This is a genomic window from Microbacterium sp. NPDC057407 (assembly GCF_042803895.1).
Lineage (GTDB): Bacteria > Actinomycetota > Actinomycetes > Actinomycetales > Microbacteriaceae > Microbacterium.
In genome coordinates, this window is record NZ_JBHVCA010000001.1 from 278,920 (window position 1) to 298,299 (window position 19,380).

At 72.3% G+C, this 19,380-nt stretch carries 17 protein-coding genes; 8 read left to right on the top strand and 9 right to left on the bottom strand.

Annotated features, from left to right (window positions below; all coding sequences use genetic code 11):
• Positions 1 to 60 precede the first annotated feature (60 nt).
• Both hydA and ACFUTX_RS01385 read right to left on the bottom strand, forming a co-directional pair.
• On the bottom strand, positions 61 to 1,494 hold the full coding sequence (hydA, locus tag ACFUTX_RS01380; RefSeq protein ID WP_378860413.1) for a dihydropyrimidinase: 1,434 nt from the start codon (positions 1,492 to 1,494) through the stop codon (positions 61 to 63).
• A gap of 40 nt (positions 1,495 to 1,534) precedes the next feature.
• Positions 1,535 to 2,383, bottom strand: coding sequence for a nitrilase-related carbon-nitrogen hydrolase (locus ACFUTX_RS01385; protein ID WP_378860414.1), 849 nt, complete (start codon positions 2,381 to 2,383; stop codon positions 1,535 to 1,537).
• Positions 2,384 to 2,624: 241 nt separating this feature from the next.
• Between ACFUTX_RS01385 and ACFUTX_RS01390 the strand changes: the two genes are divergently transcribed.
• Positions 2,625 to 3,806 (top strand): sensor histidine kinase, encoded by a 1,182-nt coding sequence (locus ACFUTX_RS01390; protein WP_378860415.1) that lies wholly within the window; start codon positions 2,625 to 2,627, stop codon positions 3,804 to 3,806.
• Between the two features lie 286 nt (positions 3,807 to 4,092).
• A complete protein-coding gene (locus ACFUTX_RS01395) occupies positions 4,093 to 4,731 on the top strand; it encodes a response regulator (RefSeq protein WP_378860416.1) in 639 nt (212 codons plus the stop codon).
• Positions 4,732 to 4,743: 12 nt separating this feature from the next.
• Here ACFUTX_RS01395 and ACFUTX_RS01400 read toward each other — a convergent pair whose 3' ends face one another.
• The gene (locus ACFUTX_RS01400) at positions 4,744 to 5,430 is read right to left on the bottom strand and encodes a hemerythrin domain-containing protein (RefSeq protein WP_378860417.1); all 687 of its coding nucleotides are present in this window, start codon (positions 5,428 to 5,430) and stop codon (positions 4,744 to 4,746) included.
• 137 nt (positions 5,431 to 5,567) lie between these two features.
• Between ACFUTX_RS01400 and ACFUTX_RS01405 the strand changes: the two genes are divergently transcribed.
• Positions 5,568 to 6,392: an ABC transporter ATP-binding protein gene (locus ACFUTX_RS01405; RefSeq protein WP_378860418.1), complete on the top strand. Its 825-nt coding sequence runs from the start codon at positions 5,568 to 5,570 to the stop codon at positions 6,390 to 6,392.
• Positions 6,389 to 7,855 carry an FtsX-like permease family protein gene (locus ACFUTX_RS01410; RefSeq protein WP_378860419.1) on the top strand — a complete coding sequence of 489 codons (1,467 nt, stop codon included), beginning with the start codon at positions 6,389 to 6,391 and terminating at the stop codon, positions 7,853 to 7,855. The genes ACFUTX_RS01405 and ACFUTX_RS01410 overlap by 4 nt, the downstream gene beginning before the upstream one ends.
• Positions 7,856 to 7,945: 90 nt before the next feature.
• Here the strand turns inward: ACFUTX_RS01410 and ACFUTX_RS01415 are convergent, their stop codons facing one another.
• On the bottom strand, positions 7,946 to 8,473 hold the full coding sequence (locus tag ACFUTX_RS01415; RefSeq protein ID WP_378860420.1) for a hypothetical protein: 528 nt from the start codon (positions 8,471 to 8,473) through the stop codon (positions 7,946 to 7,948).
• Between the two features lie 50 nt (positions 8,474 to 8,523).
• Between ACFUTX_RS01415 and ACFUTX_RS01420 the strand changes: the two genes are divergently transcribed.
• Complete coding sequence (locus ACFUTX_RS01420) at positions 8,524 to 9,162, top strand: 2-phosphosulfolactate phosphatase (protein ID WP_378860421.1); 639 nt, start codon at positions 8,524 to 8,526, stop codon at positions 9,160 to 9,162.
• A gap of 132 nt (positions 9,163 to 9,294) precedes the next feature.
• Positions 9,295 to 9,528 carry a hypothetical protein gene (locus ACFUTX_RS01425; RefSeq protein WP_378860422.1) on the top strand — a complete coding sequence of 78 codons (234 nt, stop codon included), beginning with the start codon at positions 9,295 to 9,297 and terminating at the stop codon, positions 9,526 to 9,528.
• Here ACFUTX_RS01425 and ACFUTX_RS01430 read toward each other — a convergent pair.
• From ACFUTX_RS01430 to ACFUTX_RS01440, 3 genes are all read right to left on the bottom strand, one after another.
• A complete protein-coding gene (locus ACFUTX_RS01430) occupies positions 9,488 to 9,976 on the bottom strand; it encodes a SprT-like domain-containing protein (RefSeq protein ID WP_378860423.1) in 489 nt (162 codons plus the stop codon). The two genes, ACFUTX_RS01425 and ACFUTX_RS01430, sit on opposite strands and share 41 nt — an antisense overlap.
• 30 nt (positions 9,977 to 10,006) lie before the next feature.
• On the bottom strand, positions 10,007 to 10,534 hold the full coding sequence (locus ACFUTX_RS01435) for a hypothetical protein (RefSeq protein WP_378860424.1): 528 nt from the start codon (positions 10,532 to 10,534) through the stop codon (positions 10,007 to 10,009).
• Between the two features lie 118 nt (positions 10,535 to 10,652).
• Positions 10,653 to 11,516 (bottom strand): spermidine synthase, encoded by an 864-nt coding sequence (locus ACFUTX_RS01440; protein ID WP_378860425.1) that lies wholly within the window; start codon positions 11,514 to 11,516, stop codon positions 10,653 to 10,655.
• A 33-nt stretch (positions 11,517 to 11,549) separates the two neighbouring features.
• Here ACFUTX_RS01440 and ACFUTX_RS01445 point away from each other — a divergent pair, with 33 nt between their 5' ends.
• Both ACFUTX_RS01445 and ACFUTX_RS01450 read left to right on the top strand, forming a co-directional pair.
• On the top strand, positions 11,550 to 12,305 hold the full coding sequence (locus ACFUTX_RS01445) for a 5-oxoprolinase subunit PxpA (protein ID WP_378860426.1): 756 nt from the start codon (positions 11,550 to 11,552) through the stop codon (positions 12,303 to 12,305).
• Positions 12,299 to 13,906 (top strand): 5-oxoprolinase/urea amidolyase family protein, encoded by a 1,608-nt coding sequence (locus ACFUTX_RS01450; RefSeq protein ID WP_378860427.1) that lies wholly within the window; start codon positions 12,299 to 12,301, stop codon positions 13,904 to 13,906. The genes ACFUTX_RS01445 and ACFUTX_RS01450 overlap by 7 nt, the downstream gene beginning before the upstream one ends.
• Positions 13,907 to 13,919: 13 nt before the next feature.
• Here ACFUTX_RS01450 and ACFUTX_RS01455 read toward each other — a convergent pair whose 3' ends face one another.
• Both ACFUTX_RS01455 and ACFUTX_RS01460 read right to left on the bottom strand, forming a co-directional pair.
• The gene (locus ACFUTX_RS01455) at positions 13,920 to 16,556 is read right to left on the bottom strand and encodes a DUF4062 domain-containing protein (RefSeq protein WP_378860428.1); all 2,637 of its coding nucleotides are present in this window, start codon (positions 16,554 to 16,556) and stop codon (positions 13,920 to 13,922) included.
• Positions 16,550 to 19,171: a DUF4062 domain-containing protein gene (locus tag ACFUTX_RS01460; RefSeq protein ID WP_378860429.1), complete on the bottom strand. Its 2,622-nt coding sequence runs from the start codon at positions 19,169 to 19,171 to the stop codon at positions 16,550 to 16,552. The genes ACFUTX_RS01455 and ACFUTX_RS01460 overlap by 7 nt, the downstream gene beginning before the upstream one ends.
• Between the last annotated feature and the right edge of the window lie 209 nt (positions 19,172 to 19,380).

Genomic DNA, 19,380 nt, shown 5'->3' on the forward strand with positions numbered 1-19,380 from the left:
CGCTACTCGATCGCCGGTTGGGTGGGGTTCGCTACTCGATCGCCGGTTGATTCGTGGTGCTCAGACGAGGTACTGCGACAGGCCGCGCTTGAGGTAGCGGCCGTCGCCCTTCGCGCCCAGGTACTCGCCGCCGTCGACGATCACCTTGCCGCGCGAGATCACCGTGTCGACGTGCCCGTCGATCTCGAATCCCTCCCACGCCGAGTGGTCCATGTTCATGTGGTGGGATGCCGCGGAGATCGTCGTGTGACCGTTCGGGTCGTACACCACGACGTCGCCGTCCGCGCCCGGCTGAAGGACACCCTTGCGGCCGTACAGGCCGAACATCCGCGCCGGCGTGGTCGACGTCAGCTCCACCCACCGCTCCAGCGTGATCTTCCCCGTCACCACGCCCTGGTACATGAGGTCCATGCGGTGCTCGACAGAGCCGATGCCGTTGGGGATCGCCCGGAAGTCGTCGCGCCCCAGCTCCTTCTGGCCCTTCATGCAGAACGGACAGTGGTCGGTCGACACCATCTGGATGTCATTGGTGCGCAGCGCCTGCCACATGTGGTGCTGGTGCCCCTCCTGGCGGCTGCGCAGCGGCGTCGAGCACACCCACTTCGCCCCCTCGAACTGACCCCACTCCTCGCTGAACGCGCCCAGCTGCTCCTCCAGCGACAGGTAGAGGTACTGCGGACACGTCTCGCCGAACACGTTCCAGCCCTGATCGCGCGCCCACGCGATCTGATCGACCGCCTGCTTGGCGCTCACGTGCACCGTGTACAGCGGCGCCCCGGTCAGGTTCGCCAGCATGATCGCGCGGTGCGTGGCCTCTTCCTCCATCTGCCACGCGCGGGCGATGCCGTGGTAGTACGGCGCCTTCTTGCCCGCCTCGGCGAGCTGAGCCGCCAGCACGTCGATGGCCGGTCCGTTCTCGGCGTGCATCATGGTGAGCAGGCCGGTCTCGGCCGACACCTGCATCGCCCGCAGCACCTGCGCGTCGTCGGAGTAGAACACGCCCGGGTACGCCATGAAGAGCTTGAAGCTCGACACGCCCTCGTCCAGCAGCCCTCGCATCGCGGCGAGGGAGTCCTCGTCGACGCCGCCGACGATCTGGTGGAAGCCGTAGTCGATCGCGCAGTTGCCGGCGGCCTTGTCGTGCCAGGCCGCCAGGCCGTCCTGCACGCGCTCGCCGTAGCGCTGCACCGCGAAGTCGATGATCGACGTGGTGCCGCCCCACGCCGCCGCCCGCGTCCCCGTCTCGAACGTGTCGGACGCGTTCGTGCCGCCGAAGGGCAGCTCCATATGCGTGTGCGCGTCGATGCCGCCGGGGATCACGTACTTGCCGGTCGCGTCGACGACGGTGTCGACGGATGCCGCGACATCCGTTCCCAGCAGCTGCGACCCGGGCGCCAGCACGGCGGCGATCGTCTCGCCGTCGATCAGCACGTCCGCTTCGCCGCGGCCCGTCGCCGAGACGACCGTGCCGCCCTTGATCAGTGTCGTTGTCATTGCTCAGTCCTTCCGCACGTTCGCTGCGCTGTCCGCGCGCTCACGGCTGCGCGATCCGGGTGTACGAGTCGGGGCGACGGTCGCGGTAGAACTGCCAGTCGTCGCGCATCTCGCGCACCATGTCGAGGTCGAGGTCGCGCACGAGCAGCTCCTCGGAATCGCCCGACCCGCGCTCGCCGACGAAGTTCCCGCGCGGGTCGATGATCTGACTGGTGCCGTAGAAGTCCACCGCCAGGTCGCCGTACTCGTTGTCCTCGCGCCCGACCCGGTTGGGCTGCAGCACGAAGTAGCCGTTCGCGACCGCCGCCGCCGGACCCTCCACCTCCCAGAGCCGGTTCGACAGGCCCGGCTTCGTGGCGTTCGGGTTGAAGACCATGTGCGCGTCGTTCAGGCCCAGCTCGCGCCATCCCTCGGGGAAGTGCCGGTCGTAGCAGATGTACATGCCGATCCGCCCGACGGCCGTGTCGAACACCGGGTAGCCGAGGTTGCCGGGACGGAAGTAGAACTTCTCCCAGAACCGGTCGAGGTGCGGCAGGTGATGCTTGCGGTACTTGCCGAGGATCGTGCCGTCCGCGTCGACCAGCACCGACGTGTTGTAGTAGACGCCGGTTTCGGCCTCCTCGTAGATCGGGAGCACCGTCACGACGCCCAGCTCCTTCGCGGCGGCCGCGAAGCGCTGCACGATCGGCCCGTCCGAAGGCTCGGCGTACCGGTAGTACTTCTTGTCCTGCGTGATCCCGAAGTACGGTCCGTAGAACAGCTCCTGGAAGCAGACGACCTGCGCTCCCTGCGCCGCGGCGTCCCGCAGGAACCCCTCGTGCTTGTCCAGCATCGACTCTTTGTCGCCGGTCCAGGTGGTCTGCGAGATGGCTGCGCGTACCGTCGTCATGGTGTCTCCGTCCGTGCTCGATCGAGGTCCCTCGGGCTGTTTCCGGCGGGGAGGGACCTGAAGAGCGACCCCGCTCCCCGATCCTGTCGAGTCGACGTTTCCCGTCGGTTTCGGCCTGTGACGCGACAGTAAAGCCTCGCGACCACCGTGGCAATGGTTGGGTGGGCAAACCTTATGAGCCGGCACCGGGATACATCCCGAGACGGATGCCGCGGCATCCGGTCTCGCGTACCGTGAAACGGTGCTCCGCCCCCTGAAACCCGCCCAGCTGGTGACCGACGTGGTCGTCGCGGTGGTCTTCTTCGCGGTCGCGTGGGCGGCCGACGCGGTCATCACCGGCACCGTCGCCGACAGCACGACGGCGCTGCTGAGCGGCGGCGTCGTCGCGCTGTTCTTCGCCGCCGCGCTCGCCGTCCGCCGGATGGCCCCGGGGATCGCCCTGGCGCTGGCCTGGGCGGGGGCGCTCGTGCAGATGGGCCTGGGCCGGCCGCCCGGCTTCTCCGACATCGCGATCTTCGGCGTGCTCTACGCCACCGCCGCCTACGGCACGACGCGGGTGTACTGGGCGGGTTTCGCCTCGACCCTGGTCGGCGCGCTCGTGATCACCGTGTACCTCATGGCCGGGCCCTACTACGCCGGCGGGGGTCTTTCGTGGCGCACGCTCCCGCTCGCGCTGCTGATGCTCGTGGCGGCCGGCTTCGCCCTGCTGCTGTCGTGGACGGTCGGGGCCCTCGTGCGCACCGCACTGCGCGCCCGCCAGAACCGCGAGGCCCAGCAGCGCGCCGAGGCGGAGGCCGTCGCCGAGCAGGAGCGGGTGCGGATCGCGCGCGACATGCACGACGTGGTCGCGCACTCGCTCGCCGTGGTGATCGCCCAGGCCGATGGGGCGCGCTACGCCGCCGGTGCGGACCCGGATGCCGCGACCGCCGCCCTGTCGACCATCTCGACCACCGCCCGCTCGGCGCTCGCCGACGTCCGGCTGCTGCTGACCCAGCTGCGCCACAGTCAGGGCGACGGACCGCAGCCGACCATCGCCGACCTCGAAACGCTCTACGCCCAGGTGCGGGCGGCGGGCGTCCCCTTGCGGGTCGACGTCGACCCCGCGCCCCCGGGCGAGCCTCCGGCCGCCGCTCAGCTCGCGGTGTACCGCATCCTGCAGGAGGCGCTGACCAACGCCCTGCGGCACGGCGACCGCGGCCCCGTGTCGGTGCGCCTGGCGTGGCATCCGGAGCGCGTCGAACTCGAGGTGCGCAACCGCGTCGCCGCGGGGGCTGCGGCCGCCGGGCCGTCGGTTTCGTCGCCGGGTCACGGTCTGATCGGGATGCGCGAGCGGGCGCAGCTCGCCGGCGGACGGCTCGAGGCGGCTGCGTCGGGCGACGAGTTCGTCGTCTCGGCGACCCTGCCGGTCGGGGTCCCGGCGTGAGGCGCGCGTGGCGTGGCGGCCTCCCGAACCCCGGGTTCGGCGTCGGCGGTGTCCGTGTCCCACTTCTGCGCCCTCGAGGACGCTCCCGGCGAGCAGAACTGGGATATGCGGAGGTAGCGGCGGGACACGCCGCAGCACCGAGCGGCAGGCGTGTCCCACTTTTGCGCCCTCGACGACGCTCCCGGCGAGCAGAACTGGGACATGCAGAGGTAAAGGCGGGACACGCAGAGGGAGCGAGCCGGCCATGGAACAGGCTCGATCCGGCGCGGACACGAGGGGACAGCGCATGATCCGGGTCGCGCTGGTCGACGACCAGGCCCTCTTCCGCGCCGGCGTGCGGATGCTCGTCGACTCGCAGCCCGACCTCGAGGTCGTGGCCGAGGCATCCGACGGGCAGCAGGCCCTCGCGGTGGTGCGCGCGGCCCGCCCCGACGTCGTGCTCATGGACATCCGCATGCCGGTCATGGACGGACTCGCCGCGACCGCCGAGCTGCTGCGCGACGCCGATCCGCCGCGCATCGTCATGCTGACCACGTTCGACCTCGACGAGGCCGCCGCCCGCGCGATCCGCGAAGGGGCGAGCGGGTTCCTCCTGAAGGACGCCGACCCCGAGTTCCTCCTCGCGGCGATCCGCACCGTGCATGCGGGGTCGGCCGTGATCGCGGCATCCGCCACCCGCGAGCTGTTCGCTCACTTCGCGGATGCCGCGCCCCGCCCGGTCCCGGCCGCCTACGGCGAGCTCACGGATCGCGAGCGCGAGATCTTCGCACTGGCCGCCCGTGGCCTCTCGAACGCCGAGATCGCGGCGCGCGAGTACCTCAGCGAGGCCACGGTGAAGACGCACATCAGCCGCATCCTCACGAAGCTGGGGCTCCGAGACCGCGTGCAGCTCGTGGTCTTCGCCTTCGAGCACGGCCTCGCCTGACCACCCCGCGGGTCAGCGACCCTCGAGGGCGGCGCGGTGCGCGGCGTACCGGCGCCGGCCCACCAGCCGCCACGCGAGCCGGCCCGGGGCAGGCATGTGCTTGCGCAGCCATTCGTCCCCTCCGTCGGGCTGCGCGGCGAGGATCTCGCCGAGCTGCTGCCACGTCTGGCCCCGGGGAATGGCGCGGCGGCCGTGCTCCGAGAACCACTCGATCTCAGCCTCGGTGATGGTGTGCTCCATGACGGGCACGATGTTCGTCTCCTCATCGGGCAGGTGCACCGCGATCGCGTCGTTCACCCCGGCGAGGGCGGCCAGCACCGGCTCCGCATCGGCCGGCGACGCGGACGCGCGCCACGTCGGCAGCGCGCGGTCGAGGGCGGTCAGGTGCACGAGCAGTTCGGCATGCTGGGCCTTCATGCGCTCGACGTGCGCGGCGCACGAAGGAGCCCGCTCGTCGAGCGCGTCCCACAGACGGGAGTCCTCGCCTTCGTGGTGCGCGTGGAGTCCGAGCGAAAGCGTCTCGAGCTGCGTCGCGACCGCCTCGGCGTGGGCGCGGTCGCCGTCCGCCACGCGGCGCACGAGACCGGGTGCCTCGCCGAACCCGCGCCGGAACAGCCGATGGATCTCGACCATCCCGCTGGCGTCGCAGGTCTTCGGCGCCTCGGGCAGTCCGCGGGAAGGGAGGGGTGTCGCGGGCATCCGGTTCTCCTCGTCGTAGGTCTGCGGTGACGATAGACCCGGCGGGCCTCCGTGCGGAAGAGATCATCCTCGCGATGTACGCCGATGACCCGTCAGGCCGACGCGGGGGACGGATGCCGCTCCCTAGCGTCGAAGGCATGGAGATCACATCGACCGACCTGGGCCTGGCTGCCCGGGTCCAGCAGCTCACGAAGACCTACGGAACCGGCGCGGGAACGGTCCGCGCTCTGGACGGCATCTCGGTGGGCATCCGCCGCGGCGAGTTCACGGCGATCATGGGGCCGTCCGGATCGGGCAAGTCCACCCTCATGCACATCATGGCGGGCCTCGACGCGCCGACCTCGGGCCGGGCGTGGATCGGCGACACCGACATCACCGGCCTCTCGGACCTCGAGCTGACCATCCTCCGCCGCCGGCGGGTCGGCTTCGTGTTCCAGGCGTTCAACCTGGTTCCCACTCTCGACGCCCTCGGCAACATCCTGCTGCCGTTCGAGCTGGACGGCCGCCGTCCGACCGCCATGGAGCGGGCCCGGATCGACGGGCTGATCGAGACGCTGGGCCTGAGCACGCGTCTCGCCCACCGCCCCCACGAACTCTCCGGCGGACAGCAGCAGCGGGTCGCCATCGCCCGGGCGCTCGGCACCGCACCCGACCTCGTGTTCGCCGACGAGCCCACCGGCAACCTCGACTCGCGCAGCGGACGCGAAGTGCTGCGGCTCCTCGCCGCCGCGAGTCGCGACCACGGCCAGTCGATCGCGATGGTCACCCACGATCCCGTCGCCGCGAGCCACGCCGACCGCGTGCTGTTCCTCGGCGACGGACGCATCGTCGCCGACAAGCCCCGGCAGAGCGCCGAGGAGATCTCGGCGTACATGCTCGCCGCCGAACTCGGGGCCGCCGAGCCGGCCACCATCACGTCGGGCGCCGCCGCGCCCGCTCCGACCGCGGCGGTGTCCTCATGACCGCGGTCGTCGCACCGGCAGCGGTCGAGCGGATGCCGTACCCCGCGCTCGCCCGGTTCTCCTGGCTGCGCGAACGGGGGATGGGCGCCAGCATCCTCGTCGCGGTCATCTCGAGCGCCTTCGGCGTGCTGCTGCTCAGCGCGACCGGATACATCGCCGCCATCATGCGCGCCGACCCGTACATCGGCTCCAGCGGCACCCTCGAGGTCGTGCTCGGCATCCTGACGACGATCCTCCTCGGCGTCGCGGTGTACGTCGCGGCCATCGTCACCGCCAACACCTTCTCGACGGTGATCGCCGTTCGCACCCGACGCATCGCCCTCCTGCGGCTGATCGGGGCGTCGGCCCGGTCGCAGCGCGCCGAGGTCGCGCGGCAGGGTCTCGTCGTCGGGATCCTCGGCGCCGTCGTGGGCCTCATCGCGGGCACGGTTCTCGCGGCCGCCGGAGTGGCGGTACTCGCCGCGATCTACGGCCTCGGTGACGTGGAGTACTCGGTGGTCCAGCCGGTGCTGGTCTTCCCCGCGGTCATCGTCGCCCTCACCACGTGGGGCGCGGCCTGGGCGGGTTCGCGGCGCGTGCTGACCGTGACACCGCTGCAGGCGCTGGGCGGATCGGTCGAGGCCGCGCACGACGAGCTGCGTGGGCGCACGGGGCGGAACGCCGCGGCGATCGCGCTCTTCCTGTCGGGCGGGGCGCTGCTGGCGGGCGGGATCGTCGTCGGCCTGGTGACCCCGCTCGGCGTGATCGTCGCGTTCTTCGGCGGGGTGCTGTCGTTCACCGGCCTGGTCGTCGGGGCGACGCTGGTCATGCCGCCGGTGCTCCGCCTCGTCGGCGGCCTGTTCGGGCGGTCGGCGACGGCCCGGCTCGCGGCGGAGAACGCCCTGCGCTACCCCGAGCGCTCGAGCCGCATGGCGATCGGCGTCGTGGTCGGGGTCACCCTCGTGACGATGTTCGCGGTGGCGCTCGAGACCGTGAAGGCGGTGGTGACGGCGTCTTCGGGCGGCTCGGTCGACACCGAGTTCACCACGGTGCTCGACACCTTCGCCGGTGTGATGATGGCGCTTGTGGCGGTCTCGGCGGTGATCGCCGCGGTCGGGCTGGTCAACCTCCTGACGATCGGCGTCGTGCAGCGGCGACGCGAGCTCGGTCTGCTGCGCGCGCTGGGGGTGTCGACCGGCCAGGTGCGGCGAATGGTGCTGCTCGAGGCGGCGCACATCACGATCGCCGCGACGGCGACCGGTCTCGTCCTCGGTGTCGCCTACGGGTGGGCGGGCGCGCAGTCGGTCCTCGGGTCGGTGGCGGTGCCGCCGCTGTGGCTGTCGCCGACGCTCGTCGCTCCGGCCGTCCCGTGGATCCCGGTGGCGATCATCGTGGTCGCCACCGCCGTGCTCACTCTCGTCGCGGCGGCGGTTCCGACGCGGCTCGCGACGCGGGTGGCCCCGGTCGAGGCGCTCGCCGACTGACGGGGTGAACGAGGCGTTCGGGTGCGCCTCGCGGATGCCGCGGCCAGGCTTCGGCCGCGGCATCCGTTCTCGTCTGCCCGGCCCGGTCGGTCAGATCACGGAATCGGACGCGGGTGCGGTCGCGGTCTCGGGGTCGTGCGCCCACGTGGGGGCGAGGGCCTTGATGCGGGCGCCGCGCCACTGCCAGGCGCTCCACAGCACCGGCCACAGGATCGGGGCGGTCGGCCCGCCGATCACGAGGCGGTCGCGCCACAGGGTGCGTCCCGGTTCGCCGGGCGCGGGCGAGACCGCCATCTGGTGGTCCCACACGTCGAGGCTTGCGAGCGGGCCGGTGAGCGGGATGCCGCTGTCGCGGAAGATGCGCACCTTCCCGGCGGGCTCGTCGACCTCGCGTTCGCTGACGTGGATGAGCTGCTCGCCGGCCGGCACCTTGCCGAGTGCGGTGAGGGCCACCGGCACGTCGTCGCCGGGCGACCAGGATGTCGGCAGCGTGCCGGGAACCATCGGCTCGAGGTCGAGGAGCGGGCCGTAGAGCTCGGCGACCGCGCGCGGCGAGTGGAGCGCCCGCCACGCGGCATCCGGGTCGCAGTCGATCACGAGCTTGAGCAGGATGCGCATGCCTCAGTCTCGCATCCGATCACCCGTGGGGCGCGTTCTACGCTGGACGGATGCCCGACCCGCAGTCGCCCTTCGCCCAGTCGTCGTATCAGGTCCGCTTCGAGTGGGGGGTCGAGGGCCTGACGCGGCTCGCTCCCGCCGACGTCACGGTCGTGGTCGATGTGCTGCGGTTCTCGTCGACGGTGGTCCAGGCTCTCGAGCGGGGCGACACGGTGGCGCTGGATGCCGCGGCTCGCGCGATCTCGCTGAACGGCGCCGCCGTCGCCGCCGCGGCGCCCGGCCTCGTGCTGCTCGGCGGTCTGCGCAACGGTGCGGCGGTGGCCCGGGCGATCCTCGCCGAGCAGGAGCGGCGCGGGGCGCGGACCAGCATCGCGGTGGTCGCCTGTGGTGAGCGCACCTCGCGCGACGACGGTGCCCCGGTGCGGTTCGCCGTCGAGGACTTCCTCGGGGCCGGCGCGGTCATCGCCGCCCTGTCGGACCTCGGCATCGACCACTCGTCGCCGGAGGCCGCCGTGGCCGGTGAGGGGTTCCGTGCGCTGCGCGGCGCTGCGAAGCACCTGCTCACCGCGAGCGGCTCCGGCCGCGAACTCGAAGCGGCCGGGCTGCGCGACGAGGTGCTCGCCGCCGCCGCGGTGGACGCGGCATCCGTCGTGCCGGTCCTGCGCGACGGCGTGTTCGAGGTGCTCTGACGCTTCCCGGCCGGCTCGGCCCTGCGAGTTCTCCACATCCTGGCAGACGGGGCGTTGCGGAAAGTGCGCGAATGGCAGGGTGGGTTTGTGTCAGCTGGTCGACGCCTGCGTCACCACCGAAGGAGTGTGCCCATGAACCCGCTCTTGCCGTCGGCCACCGACGTGGCGCTCGCGTCGCTCGTGGTGCTGAACACCGTGCTCGTGGTGGTCGCGCTCGTCGCGCTCCTGCGCGCGAAAGACAAGCGCCGCTGGCTGTCGACGCTGCTTCTCATCGTGCTCGTGCCGATCGCGGGCCCGATCGTCGCGCTCGTTGCGACTCGCCCGGCTAGCGCGGGGTCATCGCGGCGAGCCGCGTCGCCGAGCTGATCTCGCGCTTCGTCCACGTGAAGGCGTGCCGCTCGTCGAACCGCGGCGCGCACTTCGCGCACGAGGTCGGCCGCGTCGCGCGGCGGTGGCGGTAGGCGACGTGGCCCGCGGGACAGACGCCGATCCACGGCGCCAGCTCGGTCGCCGTCTCGCCGTGGTGCGTCGTGCCGCCGACGTAGCCGAGGTCGCGGGCGACCGCCTTCCACCGGGCGCCGTGCCCGGCGTCAGGACCGGCGAGAGCGTGCGCGACCTCGTGCAGCAGCGTCTGGTGGTTGGTGTCGTCGTCGTGCCGGGCCGCCAGGTACCGCGACACGCTGATGCGCTTGCGCGTGTAGTCGCACAGCCCCGCCCGGCGCTTGGCGGTGTCGAACCCGAACGACCACGTGTCGTCGAGGTGCATCTCGATGAGCGCCTCCGCCCAGCGGCGCACGCGGTTCAGGTCCGACATGTCAACGAGAGTAGGCGGTGCTGCCGACAGTCAGCTGGCGACGGATGCCGCGGCCCGGCGTCGGTCGGCCGCGTCGATGGCGAGCAGCGTCGACTCGAGCTGGTCGTCGGGCGCCCCCGACTCCTGGCGCAGGAACAGGGCGCGCTTGAAGTCGCGGCGGGCAGACTCGAAGTCGCCGGCCTCGTAGGCGACCTTGCCCCGATGCTGGTACGCGAACGCGGCGATGCCCGACCAGCGCTGGCCCTCGGCTTCTTCGGCGCAGGTCGTGAGCTCCTGGTCGGCGGCGGCGAACGCTCCGCGCGCCATCAGCACCGACGCGTGCAGGATGCGGGCGCGCAGCAGGTCTTTGCGCGTGCCGGCCATCCGGGCGACGCGAACCGACTGCTCCGAGACGACCAGGGCGTCCTCGGTGCGGTCGAGCACCTTCAGCAGCCACACGCGCTCCAGCAGCGCCGGCAGGCTGCGCTGCTCGCCGATCTCGTCGAGGCGGTCGCGGCACTGATGCGGGTCGACCTTCTCGCGGAGGGTCTCGGGGTCGTATCCCTTGATGTAGCTCACGGCGACTCCCTCCACACGATCGAAAACGCCTCCACCAGTGTGCGCGCCGAGGTGGCGCTCCCCGCCGTGCCACGCCGAGCCGCGGCATCCCGGATCCGCGAACCGCGGCGATGCGCAGTCAGCGGTCGAAAAGCGAAGCCGAGGGCCGGGGGGACGCGGTCGCGTCGGCGTCCGTCGCGATGCGCGCGCCGCGGGCGAACTCCACGAGCTCAGCGCCCTGCGCGACCTTCGCGGGGTGCGGACCGGCCGCCATCAGGCGCGGGAGCCACTCGGTCGGAAGCGGCGCGGGGGACGCGGCGATCACGAGGTTGCCGAACCGCCGGCCCTTCAGGGTCTGCACCTCGGCGAGCACGATGACGTGCTCGAGCACCGCGCCGATCGTCGCCACCTGCCGTCGCGCGAACGCCAGCCCCGAGCCGTCGGCGACGTTGACCAGCAGCACGCCGTCGGGCGCGAGGAACCGGGCGACCTCCGTGTAGAACTCGACCGTCGTGAGGTGCGCGGGGGTCTGCGCGCCGGAGTAGACGTCCGACACGATGAGGTCCGCCGCACCCACGAGTCCGGCGGGGAGGCGGGCGAGGGTTTCGCGGGCGTCGCCGATGCGCACCCGGATCTGCGCACCGCGGGGGAGCGGCAGGTTCTCGCGCACGAGATCCCACAGCGCCGGCTCGAGCTCGACCACTTGCTGTCGCGAACCCGGCCGGGTGGCTTCGACGTACCGCGGGATCGTCAGCGCCCCGGCGCCCAGGTGGATGGCGGTGAGCGGCTGACGAGGCATCCGGAGTCTGTCGATCACCGCTCCCATGCGGGCGACGTACTCGAAGTGCAGGTGGGTGGGATCGTCGAGGTCGACGTGCGACTGCGGTGTGCCGTCGACGTCGAGCTCGCGCCCGCTGGTGACCGTCGAGGCCACGATGCGCGCGATAGACCCGCTCGACAGGCGCGCCTGGGGGACGGATGCCTCATCCCGCCCGCGCGCCATGCACCCACGTTAGCCCGGCAGTACCGTGGAGCCATGCCGGTCATCGACCTCAACGCCGACCTCGGCGAGACCGTCGACGGCGTGCCCACGGCCGACGACGACGCGATGTTCGAGGTCATCTCGAGCGCGAACGTCGCCTGCGGCGGCCACGCGGGGGATGCCGCGAGCATGCGGGCCTCGGTCGAGCGGGCCGTCCGGCACGGCGTGGCCGTCGGTGCGCACCCGTCGTATCCGGATCGGGCGAACTTCGGGCGGGCGGCGATGGCGATCGCCCCCGATCAGCTGCGCGCCGTCGTCGATCGACAGCTCGCCGCTCTGGTCGCGGCGGGCGCCGACCTCCGGTACGTCAAGCCGCACGGCGCGCTCTACCACGCGGTCACCGTGGATCCGCAGCAGGCCGCCGCGGTCGCGCGGGCCGTGGCCGACCGGTCGGACGCGCTCGGCCGCCCGCTTCCGATCCTGGGCCTGCCCGGCGCGATCGCCGGGGCTGCGGCATCCGTCGGTCTTCCCTTCGTGCACGAGGCGTTCCTCGACCGCGGGTACACCGCCACCGGCGGGCTGGTTGCGCGGACCGAGCCGGGAGCGCTGCTCGACGACCCGGCCGAGGTGTCGGCGCGGGCCGTGCGGCTCGTGCGCGAGGGGACCGTGACGGCGGTCGACGGTTCGACGGTCGCGGTGAACGCGGCGTCGCTGTGCCTCCACGGCGACAGCCCCGCGGCGGTCGCGATGGCGCGTGCGGTGCGCGCGGCGCTCGACGCCGAGGGCATCGAGGTGCGCGCGCCGTGGTGACCGTGCGGGCGCTGCCGATGGGGGACCGGGCGCTGCTGCTCGAGGCGGCCGCGCTGGACGACGTGGTGACGCTGCACGCGGCTTTGGAGTCCGCACGACCGGACGGCGTGACCGATCTCGTGCCCGCCGCGCGCACGGTGCTCGTGCGGGTCGATCCGGCCCGCACCTCGCTGGCGCGCGTGCGGGCGTGGGCGCTGGCCGCGGCGGCCGCCGCCGCTGACGCCGCACGACCCGCGCGTGACGAGGTGGAGGTGCCGGTCGTGTACGACGGCGCCGACCTCGCCGAGACGGCGGCGCTCCTCGGCGTGACCGTCGACGAGCTCGTGCGGCGGCACTCCGAGGCGGAGTGGACGGTGGCGTTCACCGGCTTCGCCCCCGGCTTCGGCTATCTGGTGAGCGACGACTGGCCGTTCGACGTCCCCCGTCTGGACGCCCCGCGCACCCGCGTCCCGGCCGGTGCGGTCGGGCTCGCCGCCGGCTTCACGGGGGCCTATCCCCGCGAGACGCCGGGCGGGTGGCGGCTGATCGCGACGACCGACGCCGTCCTGTTCGATCCGGATGCCGCGTCCCCGGCCCTTCTCTCACCGGGCGCCCGGGTCCGGTTCCAGCCGGTGCGGGCGGAGGCCCGACGAGAATCGAGGAGAAACGCCGGCGGAGAGCCGACTCCCGGCTCGCCTCGCGGCGTGTCTCCTCTTTTCCCAACGGGAGACGCCGGTTCCACGGCCGGCGCGCGCGGGTTCGAGGTCGTCGAGCCCGGGCTGCTCGCGACCGTGCAGGACCTGGGCCGCAGCGGGGTGGGCGGGCTGGGCGTGGCCGGGTCGGGCGCGCTCGATCGCGCCGCGCTGCGCACCGCCAACCGCCTGCTCGGCAACCCCGAGGGTGCGGCCGGGCTGGAGATCACGCTGGGCGGGTTCCGCGCGGTGGCCGGCGCCGACCTCTGGGTCGCCGTCACGGGTGCGTGGGGACCGGTCCGCATCGACGGCCGGCCGGTCGACCCCTACACCGCCGAGCCGTGGCCGGCGGGCGCCGAGCTGCACGTGGACTGGGTGGAGCACGGCGCGCGGGCCTACCTCGGGGTGCGCGGCGGGATCGACGCGCCCATCGTGCTCGGTTCCCGATCGGCCGACCTGATGGCCGGCCTCGGGCGGCCGGCGCTGCGCGCGGGGGAGCGGGTCGACGTGGGGGACGCGGCATCCGTCCCCATTCCCGCCGCGCCGCCGGCGCCGTGGGGTGCGCCGCACGACGACGAGCTCACGCTCGAGCTCGCTCCGGGGCCGCGCGCCGACTGGTTCGACGCCGAGGCCCTGGTGGTGCTCTTCGATTCGGTGTGGACGGTGTCGAACGCCGCCGATCGCATCGGCGCCCGCCTCGACGGCCCGGCGCTCGCGCGCGTCCGCCACGACGAGCTGCCGAGCGAGGGCATGGTTCCCGGGGCGCTGCAGGTGCCGCCGAGCGGAAGACCCACTGTGCTCCTCGCGGACGGTCCGGTCACGGGCGGGTATCCGGTGATCGCGGTGGTGACGGATGCCTCGCTCGACCTCCTCGCGCAGGCCCGGCCGGGTACCCGCATCCGTTTCCGTCACGCCCGTCCCCCCGCGTGACGCGGGCGCCCGCTCACCAGTGCCGGAGGATCTCCTCGACCTCGGCGTGGGTCGACGCCGGGAGCGCGAGCAGCACCGCCTCGGGCACCGGCATGGCGGCTCCGGCCGCCTCGCCGGCTTCGACGCTTCGCGGGTCGCGGCCGCGCAGGATCTCGAGGAACGGCGTGTGCACCGTGAACGCCTCGACGTCGAAGATGCCGATGCGGCGCCGGATCACCCCGGCCGCCCTGGCGAGCGCGGCCGCCCGCCACGCGTCGCCGTGGGCGGCGGCGACGGCGCAGATCCCTTCCAGTCCGTACGCGACGCCCTCTTCCTGGTGAAGCCGCACCGACACGAGCAGCGTGCGCACGAACTCGGTCTCGGCTTCGTCGATGCGGCCCAGCTGGAAGTTGAGGCGGGCGCGCAGGTTGCCGGCGACCGAGGTGGTGAAGAGGTCGCCGCCGGATGCCGCGACCTCCGCCGCGCGATCGAAATGCCCGAGGGCGTCGTCGGTGTCGCCTCGGAGCCAGGCGAGGCGTCCGAGCGACACCTCGGTGATGGCCTCCGCCCACGAGTTGCCGAGCTCGCGCAGCTTCGCCACGGCCTTGCGCAGCTCTTTGTCGGCCTTGGCGATCTTGGGGTCGGTGAGCTGCACGCGCGCGGTCGCGCGGGCGGCCAGCGCCATCGCGGCGGCATCCTCGTCCCCGCTCTCGGTGAACAGGCGCACGCACTCGCCGAGGCCCGCGACGACCTGCTCGCTGGGGTGCTGCCACATCTCGCCCCAGAGGGCGAGGAACCAGGCCACCGCTCGCGTGTGCTGGGTGATGGGACGGTCGTGCTGCTTCTCGAGCAGCTCGAGCATCCACAGCCGCACCTCGGCGAAGAACCCCGAGATCCACCAGTAGATCAGCAGGCTCCACGCGAAGTCGCCGGCGTCGTCGAGACGGTCGGTGTAGATGAGGTGCCGCACGGCGGCGCGCAGGTTGGGCAGTTCGAGCCCGAGCTGCACGACGGCCTCGGCCTGCGCCTGGCCGCCGAGGCCGGGCGCGACGCGGCGGACGAGCCCGAAGTAGTAGTCCGCGTGCGCGGCGCGGACCCGGTCGGCGTCGCCGCGCTCCTTCAGCCGGCCGAGGGCGTATTCGCGCACGACGGCGAGGAGCGAGAACACCGACCGGCCGCCGATCTCGGTCTGCTTCACGAGCGACCCGTCGACGAGGGCGGCGAGACCGTCGATCTCCTGCCCCTCCCACGAGCGGCCGACGCCGAGGGCCTCGACCGCGTCGAGCGTGAAGCGGGTGGCGAACACTCCCAGGTCCTCGAGCAGCTCTCGCTGCAGCTCCGGCAGAAGGCTGACGCTCCAGTCGATCGTCGCCCGCATGGTGCGGTGGCGCTCGGGGAGGTCGCGCACGGCCGCCGTGAGGAGCGGGAGGCTCTTCTCCAGACGGTCGGCGATCCCGGCGGGCGTGAGGATGCGCACCTTCGCCGCGGCCAGCTCGATGGCCAGCGGCAGTCCTTCGAGGCGCCGGCAGATCGCCGCCAGGTCGCGGGCGTTCTCCTCGGTCACGTCGAAGCCCGGCTTGACCGCCTGCGCGCGGTCGACGAAGAGCGACACCGCCGCGGTCCGGACGGCGGGGTCGAGGCTCGCCGGCGCGTCCCACGCCGGTGTCGCGAGTGTCGGCACCTCGAAGACGCGCTCGCCGCGGATGCGCAGCACGATGCGGCTGGTGACGAGGAACGTGGCGGTGGGGGCGACGGTGTAGAGCCGCACGAGCACCGGCGCGGCGTCGACGATCTGCTCGAAGTTGTCGAGCACGACGAGCACCTTGCGGTCGGCGAGCGCGTGCGAGATGCGCTCTTCGAGGGCGGCTTCGCCGTTGTCCCGGATGCCGAGGGTGTACGCGATCGTCGGGAGGAGCAGCCCCGACTCGAGCACGCCCTCCAGCAGCACGAAGTAGATGCCGTCGGGGAAGAGGTCCTCGGTGGCGCGGGCGGTCTCGATCGCGAGGCGGCTCTTGCCGATCCCGCCGGGACCGATAAGGCTCACGACCCGGTCGGTGCCCCGCGCCAGCAGGTCGCGCACCGCAGCGATGTCGCGTTCCCGGCCGATCGTGGTGGTGTACGGCACGGGCACGCGGGCGACGAGGGCCGAGGCATCCGCCTCCGCGTCGGCGGGCTCGGTGCGCCGCGATTCGTCGAAGCGTTCGGCGAGGAGCATGGCGAGGTCGGCGGCGATCTGGTCGTGGAGGTCGTCGGGGGTGTGGAAGTGGAGGTAGGCGGCGGTGTCGTCGGCTTGGATGCGGGCGATGAGCTCGGTGAGGCGGTCGTCGCGGTGGTCGGTGTCTTTGATGTAGATGAGCTTGGGCATGCCGGGCGGGGCGAGGTTGTATTCGTCTTCGAGTCCGGAGATGTCTTCTTCGGGGGCGACCCAGCCGTAGCTGGCGCCGTAGATGCCGATGAACACGTCGCTCTGGGCGAGGTAGGAGCGGTAGAGCTCCCTTGGCGGGTGGGGGCGGGCGCCGAGTTCGAACATGACGGGGGCCAGGCGGAGGCGTTCGATGGCGTCCTTGACGACCCGACGCTCCTCGGCCAGCTCGCGCAGGGTCGAGCTCACGAACACCCGGATCCGCTGGTCGGGTGTGCGGATCACGGGGTGCGTCTGCTGGTTCACCATCGCAGGAGAGCCTCTCTCGCCGGTGCTCCGGCATCGGGTAGGGCGAGGTGGATCGCTTCGGCCGGCGTCATGTCCGCACCGGCTCGCTCACCTTCGGCGACCGCCTCGGGCTCGCGCTCGCGCAGCGCGGCGAGGGGCGCTTCGTGCACCGAGAACCCCTCGACGTCGAACATGCCGGTGGTCTGGCGCAGCGTGTGCGTCACCGCGGCGAAGACGCCGGCACGCCACGCGTCGCCGCGGACGGCGGCGAGCGCGCACATCCCCTCGAGGGCGTATGCCGCTCCTTCGGCGAATCGCAGCCTCGCCGACATCTCGAGGGTCAGGAACCATTCCCGCTCAGCGGCCTCGAGATCGCCGTGCACGAAGGCGATGCGCGCGCGGTTGTTGCCGGCGACCGCGCGCGTGAAGATGTCGTGCTCGGCATCGGCGATCTCGGCCGACCGGTCGAAGTGCACGCGGGCCTCCTCGATCGATCCGCCGCCCACGCTGATGAACCCGAGGCCGATCTCGGCGAGCGCCTCGCCCCACCCGTCGCCGAGGCGGTTCAAGGTGGCCACCGCCTCGGTCAGTTCGGCGTAGGCCGCCATCGCGTCCGGTTCGGGGAACTGCAGCCGAGTGGTGCCGCGCGCGGCGAGCGCCATGGCCGCGGCATCCTCGTCGCCGCTCTCGGCGAACAGTCGCACGCACTCCCCGAGGTCGTCGACCACCTGGTTGCTCGGCCGCTGCCACATCTCACCCCACACCGAGTAGAAGAGCGCGATCGCGTGGGTCCGGGGAGAGAGGGATGCCTCGCTCCCGAGGACTTCGAGCATCCACAGCCGCACCTCGGCGAACAGGCTCGAGATCCACCAGTACGGCAGCAGCTGCCACGCGAAGTCGGCCGCCTCGTCGAACAGTCGGGCGTGCACCAGGTGCCGGGCCGCGGCGCGGAGGTTCGGGAGCTCGTATCCGAGCTCGGCCACGGCATCGGCCTGGGCGGGACCGCGCAGGTGGCGCGCGTGCAGGCGGACGACCTCGAGGTAGTAGCGGGCGTGCGCGATGCGGAGGGTGTCGGCTTCGCCGCGGTGCTCGAGCTGCTGCGTGGCGTACTCGCGGACGATGGCCAGCAGCGAGAACGCGGAGCGGCCGGCGGTGTCGACCTGCTTGACGAGCGAGGCGTCGATGAGGGCGGCGAGCGTCTCGATCGCGCTCTCGCCCCACGCACGGCCGCGGCCGACGGCCTCGACGGCTTCGAGCGAGAAGCGTGCGGCGAAGACTCCCAGGCTCTCGAGCATGTCGCGCTGCTCCGGCGTGAGCAGGCTCACGCTCCAGTCGATGGTCGCGCGCATGGTGCGGTGCCGCTCGGGCAGGTCGCGCGCCGAGCTGGAGAGCATCGGGAGGCTCTGCGTCAGCCGCTGCGCGACATCCCTGGCGGTGAGCAGCCGCATCTTGGCGGCGGCCAGCTCGATCGCCAGCGGCAGCCCTTCCAATCGCCGGCAGATGTGGATGACGTCCGCGGCGTTGTCGGCGGTGAGGGCGAAGTCCGGCTTGGCCGCCTGCGCCCGCTCCTCGAAGAGCCGGCAGGCCGGAGACGAGCGGGCGCGCTCCAGGGTGGCGGGCACGCCTTCGTCGGGCGCCGCGAGGGCGTCGACCTCGAAGACCTGCTCGCCGCGGATCCGCAGGACGCTGCGGCTCGTCACCAGGAAGGTCGCGTGCGGCGCGAGGGTGTACAGCTGCACGAGCACGGGCGCTTCGTCGACGATCTGCTCGAAGTTGTCGAGCACGACGAGCACCTTGCGGTCTCCCAGGGCGCGCGCGATGCGCTCCTCGAGGGTTCCGTCGCCGGTGTCGCGGACGCCCAGGATGTAGGCGATCGTCGGCAGCAGCAGTCCCGCCTCGAGCACGCCCTCCAGCGGAACGAAGGAGATGCCGTCGGGGAAGAGGTCGTCGTTGGCGTGTGCGGCTTCGATGGCGAGCCGGGATTTGCCGATCCCGCCGGGCCCGACCAGGGTCACCACCCGATGCTGTCCTGCGGCCAGGAGCGACCGGAGTTCGGCCAGCTCGCCCTCTCGGCCGATGGTCTGCGTGTAGGGCACCGGCACGCGCGCCGCGAGTGCGGGCGACGGGGCGGATGCCGGCGCCCCGGGAGACCGCGACTGGTCGAAGCGTTCGGCGAGGAGCATGGCGAGGTCGGCGGCGATCTGGTCGTGGAGGTCGTCGGGGGTGTGGAAGTGGAGGTAGGCGGCGGTGTCGTCGGCTTGGATGCGGGCGATGAGCTCGGTGAGGCGGTCGTCGCGGTGGTCGGTGTCTTTGATGTAGATGAGCTTGGGCATGCCGGGCGGGGCGAGGTTGTATTCGTCTTCGAGTCCGGAGATGTCTTCTTCGGGGGCGACCCAGCCGTAGCTGGCGCCGTAGATGCCGATGAACACGTCGCTCTGGGCGAGGTAGGAGCGGTAGAGCTCCCTTGGCGGGTGGGGGCGGGCGCCGAGTTCGAACATGACGGGGGCCAGGCGGAGGCGTTCGATGGCGTCCTTGACGACCCGACGCTCCTCGGCCAGCTCGCGCAGGGTCGAGCTCACGAACACCCGGATCCGCTGGTCGGGTGTGCGGATCACGGGGTGTGGAACCCCAGCCATTCCCACATCATGGCGCGAGGAAAGCGCTCCCGCCAGGGTTCTTCGCGGGATGTCCATTCACAGGACCGCGCCGTCAGGGGTTCCCGGGCGGGGTTATACCGCAGCATCCGAAAGTCGTCAAGGATCGCGCTGGACATGGCGCGTCGGAACACGTATAGTTGGTAGTTGCGCTCTTGGATTCCCCCTGCCCTCATATGGTGGTCGGCTGT

Bases quoted from the DNA above. Each gene is read 5' to 3' on its own strand.
- ACFUTX_RS01395 (WP_378860416.1), top strand. From the start codon at position 4,093: ATGATCCGGGTCGCGCTGGTCGACGACCAGGCCCTCTTCCGCGCCGGC.
- ACFUTX_RS01460 (WP_378860429.1), bottom strand. From the start codon at position 19,171: ATGGCTGGGGTTCCACACCCCGTGATCCGCACACCCGACCAGCGGATC.
- ACFUTX_RS01420 (WP_378860421.1), top strand. From the start codon at position 8,524: ATGCCCGACCCGCAGTCGCCCTTCGCCCAGTCGTCGTATCAGGTCCGC.
- ACFUTX_RS01425 (WP_378860422.1), top strand. From the start codon at position 9,295: ATGAACCCGCTCTTGCCGTCGGCCACCGACGTGGCGCTCGCGTCGCTC.
- ACFUTX_RS01440 (WP_378860425.1), bottom strand. From the start codon at position 11,516: ATGGCGCGCGGGCGGGATGAGGCATCCGTCCCCCAGGCGCGCCTGTCG.
- ACFUTX_RS01415 (WP_378860420.1), bottom strand. From the start codon at position 8,473: ATGCGCATCCTGCTCAAGCTCGTGATCGACTGCGACCCGGATGCCGCG.
- hydA (WP_378860413.1), bottom strand. From the start codon at position 1,494: ATGACAACGACACTGATCAAGGGCGGCACGGTCGTCTCGGCGACGGGC.
- ACFUTX_RS01385 (WP_378860414.1), bottom strand. From the start codon at position 2,383: ATGACGACGGTACGCGCAGCCATCTCGCAGACCACCTGGACCGGCGAC.
- ACFUTX_RS01445 (WP_378860426.1), top strand. From the start codon at position 11,550: ATGCCGGTCATCGACCTCAACGCCGACCTCGGCGAGACCGTCGACGGC.
- ACFUTX_RS01430 (WP_378860423.1), bottom strand. From the start codon at position 9,976: ATGTCGGACCTGAACCGCGTGCGCCGCTGGGCGGAGGCGCTCATCGAG.
- ACFUTX_RS01455 (WP_378860428.1), bottom strand. From the start codon at position 16,556: ATGGTGAACCAGCAGACGCACCCCGTGATCCGCACACCCGACCAGCGG.
- ACFUTX_RS01400 (WP_378860417.1), bottom strand. From the start codon at position 5,430: ATGCCCGCGACACCCCTCCCTTCCCGCGGACTGCCCGAGGCGCCGAAG.
- ACFUTX_RS01405 (WP_378860418.1), top strand. From the start codon at position 5,568: ATGGAGATCACATCGACCGACCTGGGCCTGGCTGCCCGGGTCCAGCAG.
- ACFUTX_RS01410 (WP_378860419.1), top strand. From the start codon at position 6,389: ATGACCGCGGTCGTCGCACCGGCAGCGGTCGAGCGGATGCCGTACCCC.